A 10342-nucleotide genomic window follows, 5' to 3' on the forward strand; every position below is an offset into this window, starting at 1 on the left:
CCCCCGCCCCCTGTTGACCCGCCGCTGGAGCTTCCCGGTCCCGATACGGACGACCGGTCGTTATCGAAGAACGACGATTGTCTTCCGTCCTTCTGCGTCACTCCACGCAGGCCCCCCGAGCTTGCAATGGCTCCTGAGGTCAGGGAAGTGGATAGAAGCAGAGTCATCACTGGGGGTGTGACGGCCGCAAATCTTCCGCAGGTTTTCAAGAACGCCCGCCGGTCGTCATCTTCGTTGCCGTCCCGGGTCACAACACGCTCTCCTCGGTTTAAAATATTAATTTATGGTATTATACATTAAATGTATTCTCAACCAATAATTTTCTTTATGTGAATGGCGTTGCTTGACGTGCGCCGTCAATTGATCGTGGGCAATTTCCGTGCTCGTTCTTGTGCTTTCTGGCCCTTTCGGGCGCAGCTTCGGAGTTGCGCTCGCCATTTAATATGATTAATTTGCGTTTTAACGGACGCGAGCGCAGGGCTCGATTGCAACGGGTGATGACCATGCCACTGCAATTCCACCGGTCTGTCCGGGACATGGAGATCTGGAGCGCAACCAGCGAGGGCTTCTCGTTCGTGATCAGCTTCGGAAGCCCGAGAGGCCCCGGCTTTCATGGCCGCGCCGGCTATTTGGCGAGTTGGCGCCCGCTCCACAAAAACCAAGCCGCAATCAAGATTGGCGGTTCGCCCTTTCGAACGTTAGCCGAGGCCGAAGGGGCCTGCAGCGACATGGCTGGGCTTCTGGCGCCACGATAACCCCCGCGCACGTTCGGACGAAGCCAGACACCCCATCATTTCACGCTCGCCGGATCCTGATGCAAAAGATCAGGGGGATCCATCTTACGTGACGCGGTATGCAGCTCGTTTCGCGAAATCGCCAATGCCGCGAGAATGGTGCGATTGCTGATGTCCAGCTTTTGGAAGATATGATGAAGGTGGACCTTGATCGTACCGTCGGCAAGGTTCAACCGACGTCCAATCTCCTTGTTCGATAGACCCTCCGATACGAGCCGCATGATTTGCCGCTCCCGGTCCGTCAGTTGTGCCAGGGGCTTGTCATCGGGGCGGGCCTCATCATTGGTTGGCCATGCGCTCCGCGAGGCCGCTGCTTGGCCCTGGGCGGCTTTCCGCAGGGTTGAGACTAGCATCTCGGCATCCGAATCCTTCGAGAGGACGATGCAGGCGCCCTCCAAGGCCAGCCTTTGCAACTCACAATCGGCCGCGACACCGGCGAAGAAGACTACCGCGGGACTTGGGCCTGAAGCGTTTGCGGGAGCGAGGATCTGCTGCCGGCTGACATCAGGCAGTGCAGCATCGACGAGCGCGACGTCCGGCACAAGAAATCGGATTGCCTCATTGCAGCTTGCGCCATCGCTGCAGGACGCAACGATCGTAAAATCACGCTGCGCTGCAAGAACGCTCCTGATCCCTTGCAAAACGATCGGATGTCGATCCGCGATGACAATTCTTGTGCGGTGCATGCTTCCCTGCCTATCGCTAACAACCCCCCGTGCAGCCGTTTAATCCAACAATTTCTTCGAAACGCGAGGATGACGGGTCCGCTCGGCGACAACGTCACACAGTCTCAAATCCTAGACAGCCGAACGTTCGACGACTGCGCCACGGTAACTTGACCGGCAAGTATGCGCAGCACCGTAAGAATGCGGTGCTCAACTTCGAGGCCGCAAGCTTGTAGACGAAAGCAGCGTTGTTTCGACAACGCATGATAGATTCGATCAGCAAATTCCCCCATAGAATGTCTAGGCGCACGGATCGGCTGCTGTATTATGATGGTCAACATCAATTAACTTCGTTGGCACCGTTATTACCAACGATATATTGGGTCATTCACGATTCAAATCTAACATTTGACGAAATTTCGACGAACGCGAGATCGTTCACAAAGCCGCGCTTTTGAAGGGAGGAAAAGTAATACTATTCATCAAGGCGAAGCTGATTAGTTAAAGCAAGAAAACGGCTGCGTCGCGCAGCCAGTGTAGCAACGACGAAATCCGGTCACCCAAATTGGAGCTGCATATTCGTCAATTCAGCAACTTCAATGAGCGGTCATGGAGGGCATCGTTGGCAATGAGTAGGTGGTCACATGTATTCTTCAGCAGTTTTGCGTCAAACTCATCAGGCTCTCATCGTTCAATTCACTGAATTGCAGAACTTGCGTAGCCGCGTGTCGAAGGCCGAGCAGCGATTGCTTGCGCCGAGGCGACGAGCCCGGGGGCGGAGGGCGAAGCGACCGCTGGTTCGGAGGCACGGGCCCAACCGGTAACTCCGACCACCACGTTGCACACTGGCGCAGCGGCACGGGTGATCGTGCTTGCCGGACCCCGGTTTGACCTGATAAGCCCCCCTCCTGTTTCGGTTCGGAGGTAGTGGGGACGGCTTCCATGGAGAACGATGACTGGGCATCCATGACCACAGCTGAGCTGTGGCGACTCTACGATGAGGTCACTGCTGTTCTTAGTCGCAGGATGACCGCGGAAAAAGCCAAGCTCGAAGAGCGCCTTCGCAAGATCGAAGGTAAGACCGGGGGGCAGACCGAGGGACGTGCACGCCGCCCCTACCCTCCCGTGCTGCCGAAGTATCAGAACCCTAAGAACCCGACCGAAACCTGGTCAGGCCGTGGTAAGCAGCCTCGATGGCTGAAGGCGCAACTTCGCGCCGGCAAGAAGCTGAACGACCTCCTGATCGACCGTTCGTCCGCACAACGGCGCCGCCGGGCCGGCTGAACCTCTAACCCGTCCCCGCGACGGTGGTGTCAGGACTGGACCGCAGGCGCCGCTCTAGCGAGTGCTATCTTCTTTCCCGTTGGGACTGCCGTCCCCACCACCGTTGCCCTTGCCATTATTGCCCTGCACAACGTTTCCGCCAGAACTAGCGATGGCGGATGAGGTCAGAGACGTCGAAAGCAGCAGCGTCATCACGGGAGGAGTGACGGCGGCAAATTTTCCACAGCTTCTCAAGAACTCACGGCGGTCTTCACTATTGGAGTCGGTCGGGTTCATCGGCACTCTCCCTGCGATGGCCATATAAAATAAGCGGATTTGGATGCGTCGCAAGTTAAATATGTTAATCTCGCGTTTTAAATTGTCTCCGCGCAAACAACACACCTTGAGTACTATCGCATGCCGACGCTCCCATCGCGGCGCATCGGTGAACTCCTGCGCAAAGCGAGGCCCAGAGGCAGATTATACCAAACGACCTATATGCACAGGGCGCGTTTAGAAATATTCTTATTTTAACTGCATTAAATGGCGCGGTACATCGCTCTTCAGCGCCGCTTCGGCGCAGAACGGGGCTGGAGCAGTCGCCGCACATGCGCCCAAGCGACCGCTTTCCCACCTGACGAAACCGAGAGGCGATTTCATGATCGGGACCGAGTCCGGTGTGGCGTTCGGGCAATTGCGGTCTCGCTTCGACACCACCTTACGACCAGGCTTCTCATTGCCACGTCTGGGCGCCCTGATGAGCCGCGCCCTCACCGAAACTCTCTTAGACCTTTCGGAACTAACGGTTCTCACCGAGGCTGCGACCGGGGCGTATGCCGTGACGGCCGTTCTCGCAGCGATGGCCGGAGCCAGGCACGTCTATGCCTTTACGAAAACTACGCGGCACGGCACCTCGGCTGAAGCCATGGACCAGACCCTCAAGCTCGCAGATTCGGTCGGCGTGGCCAATCGCATAGACATCCTGGAGCAGATCACCCCCGATATCATCCATCAGACGGATATCGTAACCAACAGCGGCCATCTTCGACCTCTGACCGCTGCGCTTATTGATGAGCTACCAAAGGAAGCCGTCATCGCCTTGATGTTCGAGGCCTGGGAATTTCGCTCCGAGGACCTCGACATGGACGCATGCTTGCGGCGCGGAATTCCAATCGTCGGCGTGAACGAACGTCACCCTTCAGTCGATGTCTTCTCGTTTCTCGGTCCACTGTGCGTGAAGCAACTGCACGATAGCGGCTTATCCGCTTACAAGAATCGCATTGCCCTGCTGTGCGACAACGACTTCATTGGCTCGCTTCGCTCCGGTCTCGTGAGCTCCGGAGCGAGCGTGGACGTCTTCGAGGACGTCCAGACCTTGTATCACGACCAATGGGACGCAATCATCGTTGCGCTGCGACCGGCGGCTAAGCCTCGCATCGGCGCGCCGGAAACCGCTCACCTCGTTGCGTGCGCGCCCCCTGGCGCCATTGTCGTGCAGTTTTGGGGCGACATCGATCGAACCGTATTGTCAGAAAATGGGTTGGGCGTTTGGCCAACAACGCCTCCGGGATCAGGGCACATGGGCATTCTGCTGTCCGAGCTTGGCCCCGAGCCGGTCGTGAGACTACAGGCCGGCGGCCTGCGCGCTGCTGAATGGGTTCGGCGCAGCGGAGCTATGTCGTCTGACGGGCTCGCGCAAATCGTTACCTGGCATCCGGATCAATCGCCAACTCGCGCTAGGCCCTCGCCTCGATGAGCTCAACGAGCGTGAGCGTCGCGGAGGCAAGAAACACTATGCGGCGCATGTCGAACGCGACCGCCGGCGCGGGTGACGATACAGGAAGATATTGCTCCGACCTAAAGCGCGCGATCGCGTCGTCGAAGCGAGCTGCTTCGTAAGCAAGATGATAGAACTTGCTGCCGCGCTTCAAGATACCTGCCACAGGCGATTGTGCGCCGATCGGCTCAATGAGCTCCAGGCGCGGACCGCCGCCTGATACAAACTGAATCCGAACCTGCTGGATGGGATCCTCGAACATGGGGCCTTCAGGACTGTAGCCAACGACCGCGAGCTCGGACAGCTCCGCCGCGATCTTTCGACACGCCATTCCCACGTGATGAAAGTGCAAATCCATGCGCTGCTCCTCCCTTCCCTGGCAGCCTAAGGAGATGGGCGGCGTCGAGCGGAATCTGGCTGGTTGCTCGAACAGTTTAACCCTCTCGTGCATCGAGGAGCAGCGCCGACCAGGCCTGTTTTAGCCGTGGATAGTCTGCGCGCGACATCCGAAACGTAATCACGTCGTCGCCGTTCCACCAAGCTTTCGGCGCAACCTTTTCAATTTGGAAGCCGAGGCGAATATGAAAGTTCTTCGCGGCTTTGTTCCGGCTTTGAACGTTGGCCACGACGGCCGAAAGCCCCAGCTGCTCGAATGCGAATTCGAGTAAAAGGTCGAACATCTCTGCCAGGAAAAGGCGCGCGGCAGGATCGACGATCAACCGCGCAACTTCGCCCTGTCCCGCCGCGAAATCCAGGTTCGCCAGCGCGATGCTGCCAGCCGGCTTCTTCGAGCGCTTGAATTCGGCAATGAAATAGTAATCGTCGACCCTCGCTTGATATTTCCGGAAAAACTCTTCCTGCTGAGCCAAGGTCAGCTTCTCGCGGGTCAGGAACTTACCGAGAATGGGATCATTCCGCCAAGCGATGACTTGCGCGGAGTCCTCCAGCCGGAGCTCTCGGAGAAGCAGGTTATTTCCGCCGGGAAGCCGTTTGAGATTCTCGGTTTTCGTGGAAAGCGTGCTTGGGCTCGCCGGCTCCGGCCTGATATGCACCATCATCTATTTATTGTACCTTAATTAGTTATTTAAATACGTTTAATTGACCCGAGCCATATCATCATTTAATGTGGGAGACAATCACATCATGTCGCTGTCCTGACGGAGGCTCGCCATTCTCGCTGCAGTACCCGTCTTGCCGGACCGGCCCGTAAACGACGCCGAACTGAAGTCCCTGGCGCTGTCAGGCGATGCCGCTTTCTGGGGACATCTCGCCGCCCGTTCGCGGCAAGCGGCGAGTTTTTCCGAGCTGTTCTTTCTGTCGACGCTTCGAAAAAAGGCGAAGCTGCAGACGGGCGAAAGTCTTCAGCCAAGACTCCGGCTCGCCCTGATTGGCGGCTACAACCTCTATCCGTTGCACGAATTGGTTGAACATCTCCTGGCCATTCGTGGGATCGAGTGCGAACGTTTCCTCGGCGAGTACGATAATTTCGTCCCGGAGATCCTCGACGGCTCGAGCCCACTATACGCCTTCAAGCCGGATCTCGCCTTCATTCTTCCGAACGCGAGAAACTGCCGGTTTTCCGGCTCGCTCCTCGATGCCGTGGAATATCAGCGGGAAGCTGCAGTTCGCGCCGCGGAGCACCTCCTCAACCTCGCGCAGATTTTCATCGCGCGCACAGGTGCGGCCGTGATTCTCGCCAATCTTGCGCTGCCCGGCGATCTCGATCTCGGCTCGTTTCGTTCACGCACGCTTGGCGCCGATTGGAGCTTCCGCAAGGCGGTAAACCTCGAGCTCGGGCTCCGGGCCCCGGCGGAGGTGCAGATCTGTGACGTCGAGTTCCTCTCGGCACGCCATGGGATCACTGCCGCGCATGATGCGCGAGCGTGGTATGAATCGAAGCAGCTCGGCTCACCTGATTTTCTGGTGGACGTCGCTCAGGAGCTGAGCTTTCTGGTCGCCTCCCGTAAGCAAGCCCCAAAGAAGGTGCTGGCAGTCGACCTCGATAACACGCTATGGGGCGGCGTGATCGCGGAGGATGGTGTCGAGGGAATCGAGCTTGGCGACTCGTCCCCCCGCGGCGAAGCCTTCAAGGCTTTCCAGAACTACCTCCTGGCGCTTTCCGAACGCGGCGTCCTACTTGCGGTATGCAGCAAGAACGACCATGCGCGTGCGGTCGAGGTATTCGAGAAGCATCCCGAGATGGTTCTTCGGCTGGAGAACTTCGCGGCCTTCAAGGCCAATTGGGAGCCGAAGTCCGACAACCTGCAGCAGATCGCCGATGAACTCCGCCTCGGCCTCGACAGCTTCGTCTTCGCCGACGACAACCCGGCGGAGATCGAGATCGTGCACCAGTTTCAGCCCCAAGTCGAAGGCGTGCTGCTCGGACCGGATCCCGCCGAATTCATCAGTCGCCTCCAGGCCGGGCGCCATTTCGACCCACGGAACGTTACCGAGGAGGATCTCAGGCGAACGGCGCAGTATAGGCAGGAACGACGACGGACCGAGCTTGCGGCGAGCGTAACCGACATGCCGGCCTACCTCGCCTCGCTTGAAATGCGAGGCACGATCAAGGAGTTCGATTCGCTCGACCTGCCTCGCATTGCCCAGCTGATCGCGCGCAGTAACCAGTTCAACCTGACGACGGTCCGTCGGTCCGAGACCGAGATCCAGGGACTCTTAGGACGGCCGGACTACCGGTGCTTCACGATGCGGCTCGAGGATAGGTTCGGTGATTCCGGGCTCATCTCCGTAGTCATTGCGAAGATCGATGGCGAAGTCCTTGTCCTTGATACCTGGCTGATGAGCTGCCGCGTGCTGAAGCGCCAGGTCGAGGACGAGATCATGAATGAGATTTTCCGGCTCGCAGCGGCTGCCGGCTGCACGAAAGTGCGCGGCATCTATCTCCCAACGGCCAAAAACGGGATCGTCGCCGGAATCTACGAGGAGTTTGGTTTCGTTCGTACGGAAGACTGCGTCACTCGAAAGGAATTCGAGCTCAAGCTTGAGACGTATCAGATGCGCTTGACAAAGATCCTAGTAACCCGGAGGGCTTATGAAGCAAGCTGAGATACTGGAGAAGATGCAGGAAGTATTCGACGGCGTCTTCCTCGAGAAGGTCGCGGCCAAGCCCGACTTGTCTGCAGCCGACGTCGAGGAATGGGACTCGCTCATGCAGATCTCGCTGGTTATCGCCATTGAGCAGAAGTTTCGCGTTCGATTCCGCGTTGGCGAAGTCGAGGCAGCCCGGAACCTTGGTGAGTTTGCTGATCTGATTGCGAAACGGATGGAGCCTTAATCATCGCAAGCATGTTGGAGGCGGGGCAGACCCGCGCTGCTCGCCCCATTCGAGTGTTGCAACCTCATTTCTCGAAAGATCCATGCACATCTTTGCGTGAATATCACAGGAATTTCGCCATCTTCCAGTTCAAGCGAAATTGACGGACAGTGTCCTCTCTAACGGAAACAAAAATACTTTTATTTAATTGTTTTTTGTGGTATTTAATTTATTAATAAAAGGCAGTTTTGCCGATCCTCAGTCTCTCGGTCGGCCGACAAGTTTGTCACGTAGCCGATTATGCTGACTAGTCCAGGAGTGCCATCACCGTGCCGGCCACCCTGTTCACCACCGAGACCCCGACCAATAGCAATGCCACCGACGGGGCTGGGGCGGACTATGAGCTGGGGATGCGCTTCACCGCTGACGCTTCCGGCATGATCGAGGCGATCCGGTACTACAAGGCCGCGAACGAGACCGGCACCCATGTCGGCCACATCTGGTCGGCGACGGGCCAGGAGCTGGCGACCGTCACGTTCATCAACGAAGGTGCCTCGGGCTGGCAGCAGGCCACCCTCGCCACACCGCTCACCATCGCCGCCGGCGCCACCTACGTGGTCTCGGTCAACATCAACAGCTACTATGTCTCCACCACCCAGGGCTTCGCCTCCGGTATCAGCAATGGCGGCCTGAACGCTCCGGTCGGCGCCGGCGTCTTCGACTACACCGCAGGCGTCTTCCCGACCGCCGTCTATCAGAATGCGAATTATTTCCGCGACGTCGTGTACGCTGCGGGCTCGAAAAAGCCCAATAACCACTCCGGTACGGTGAGCGTCAGCGGCACCCCGACGCAAAACCAGACCTTGACCGCGACAGTGAGCGATGCGGATGGCGTGCCGGCCACCGTCACTTATCAATGGCAGCAAAGCACGAACGGCAGCTCATGGAGCAACATCACGGGCGCGACCGCGAGCACGCTCACGCTCGGGCAGGCCCAGGTCGGCAGATTCATACGTGTCACCGCCTTCTACACGGATCAGCTGGGCAGCAGCGAGACCCCGGTGAGCGCCGCAACCGCAACGAAAGTGGCCAATGTCAACGACGTTGGCGTCGTCACGATCAACGGCACGGCGACCCAGAACCAGACGCTGACGGCCAGCGTCACGGATCCTGACGGCGTTCCTGCGAACATCACCTATCGCTGGCAGAGCAGCCCGGACGGCACCACCTGGACCAATCTGTCCGCCACGACCGCGAGCCTCACCCTCGACAGCAGCCTGGTCGGCAAGCGGATCCGGGTGAACGCCACCTACACCGACCTGCTCGGTGCCAGCGAGAACGCGACCAGCACGGCCACGGCGACGGTCGGCGCTGCGAGTGGCACCACCCTGTTCGCCACCCAGACCCCGACCAATACCAATGCCACCGACGGGGTTGGGGCGGATTATGAGCTGGGAATGCGCTTCACCGCCGACACGTCCGGCGTGATCCAGGCGATCCGGTACTACAAGGCCTCGAACGAGACCGGAACCCATGTCGGCCACATCTGGTCGGCAACGGGCCAGGAGCTGGCAACCGTCACGTTCACCAACGAAAGCACATCGGGCTGGCAGCAGCAGACGCTGGCCACTCCGCTCACCATCGCGGCCGGCACGACCTACGTGGTCTCGGTCAACATCAACAGCTACTACGCCTCCACGACGCAGGGCTTCGCGTCGGGCATCAGCAATGGTGGCCTGAACGCGCCCGTCGGCGCCGGCGTCTTCGACTACAGCGCGGGCGTCTTCCCCACCAACGTCTATCAGAATGCAAACTATTTCCGCGACGTCGTGTTCGCTGCGAGCTCCTCGACGCCCGACAATCACCCTGGCGCGGTGAGCATCAGCGGGACACCGACACAGAATCAGACCTTGACCGCGACAGTGAGCGATACGGATGGCGTGCCGGCCACCGTCACCTATCAATGGCAGCAGAGCACGAACGGCAGCTCATGGAGCAACATCTCCGGCGCGACCGCGAGCACGCTTACGCTCGGGCAGGCCCAGGTTGGCAGCTTCATACGTGTCACCGCCTTCTACACGGATCAGCTGGGCAGCAGCGAGACCCCGGTGAGCGCCGCAACCGCAACGAAAGTGGCCAATGTCAACGACGTTGGCGTCGTCACGATCAACGGCACGGCGACCCAGAACCAGACGCTGACGGCCAGCGTCACGGATCCTGACGGCGTTCCTGCGAACATCACCTATCGCTGGCAGAGCAGCCCGGACGGCACCACCTGGACCAATCTGTCCGCCACGACCGCGAGCCTCACCCTCGACAGCAGCCTGGTCGGCAAGCGGATCCGGGTGAACGCCACCTACACCGACCTGCTCGGTGCCAGCGAGAACGCGACCAGCACGGCCACGGCGACGGTCGGCGCTGCGAGTGGCACCACCCTGTTCACCACCCAGACCCCGACCAATACCAATGCCACCGACGGGGTTGGGGCGGATTATGAGCTGGGAATGCGCTTCACCGCCGACACGTCCGGCGTGATCCAGGCGATCCGGTACTACAAGGCCTCGAACGA

10 protein-coding genes are annotated in these 10342 nt (G+C 59.1%); 5 read left to right on the plus strand and 5 right to left on the minus strand.

The features are described 5' to 3' along the window. The coding region (locus I6F17_RS36990; RefSeq protein WP_225115156.1) for a hypothetical protein at window positions 1–251 on the minus strand (251 nt) is incomplete at its 3' end. 539 nt (window positions 252–790) lie between these two features. After that, entirely contained in the window at window positions 791–1480 is a 690-nt protein-coding gene (locus tag I6F17_RS37000) for a response regulator transcription factor (protein WP_225132197.1), read from the minus strand. Window positions 1481–2401: 921 nt separating this feature from the next. Between I6F17_RS37000 and I6F17_RS37005 the strand changes: the two genes are divergently transcribed. Then, window positions 2402–2743 (plus strand): H-NS histone family protein, encoded by a 342-nt coding sequence (locus tag I6F17_RS37005; protein WP_036046460.1) that lies wholly within the window; start codon window positions 2402–2404, stop codon window positions 2741–2743. 54 nt (window positions 2744–2797) lie between these two features. Here I6F17_RS37005 and I6F17_RS37010 read toward each other — a convergent pair whose 3' ends face one another. After that, the gene (locus I6F17_RS37010; RefSeq protein ID WP_081493985.1) at window positions 2798–3019 is read right to left on the minus strand and encodes a hypothetical protein; all 222 of its coding nucleotides are present in this window, start codon (window positions 3017–3019) and stop codon (window positions 2798–2800) included. Between the two features lie 361 nt (window positions 3020–3380). On the opposite strand from I6F17_RS37010, the gene I6F17_RS37015 reads away from it, so the two are divergent. Next, the gene (locus tag I6F17_RS37015) at window positions 3381–4478 is read left to right on the plus strand and encodes a hypothetical protein (protein ID WP_225132196.1); all 1098 of its coding nucleotides are present in this window, start codon (window positions 3381–3383) and stop codon (window positions 4476–4478) included. Here I6F17_RS37015 and I6F17_RS37020 read toward each other — a convergent pair. Continuing rightward, complete coding sequence (locus tag I6F17_RS37020) at window positions 4459–4950, minus strand: VOC family protein (protein ID WP_081493984.1); 492 nt, start codon at window positions 4948–4950, stop codon at window positions 4459–4461. The genes I6F17_RS37015 and I6F17_RS37020 overlap by 20 nt on opposite strands. After that, entirely contained in the window at window positions 4934–5557 is a 624-nt protein-coding gene (locus tag I6F17_RS37025; RefSeq protein WP_225132195.1) for a GNAT family N-acetyltransferase, read from the minus strand. The genes I6F17_RS37020 and I6F17_RS37025 overlap by 17 nt, the downstream gene beginning before the upstream one ends. A gap of 133 nt (window positions 5558–5690) precedes the next feature. Between I6F17_RS37025 and I6F17_RS37030 the strand changes: the two genes are divergently transcribed. From I6F17_RS37030 to I6F17_RS37040, 3 genes are all read left to right on the plus strand, one after another. After that, window positions 5691–7565 carry an HAD-IIIC family phosphatase gene (locus I6F17_RS37030; RefSeq protein WP_225132194.1) on the plus strand — a complete coding sequence of 625 codons (1875 nt, stop codon included), beginning with the start codon at window positions 5691–5693 and terminating at the stop codon, window positions 7563–7565. Then, window positions 7552–7794, plus strand: coding sequence for an acyl carrier protein (locus I6F17_RS37035; RefSeq protein ID WP_036046465.1), 243 nt, complete (start codon window positions 7552–7554; stop codon window positions 7792–7794). Before I6F17_RS37030 ends, I6F17_RS37035 begins: the two co-directional genes overlap by 14 nt. A 308-nt stretch (window positions 7795–8102) precedes the next feature. Beyond that, window positions 8103–10342 (plus strand): DUF4082 domain-containing protein (locus I6F17_RS37040; protein WP_225132193.1); only part of this gene is annotated, 2240 nt, incomplete at its 3' end.

The sequence above is a fragment of the Bradyrhizobium sp. NBAIM18 genome, from assembly GCF_020193825.1.
Lineage (GTDB): Bacteria > Pseudomonadota > Alphaproteobacteria > Rhizobiales > Xanthobacteraceae > Bradyrhizobium > Bradyrhizobium yuanmingense.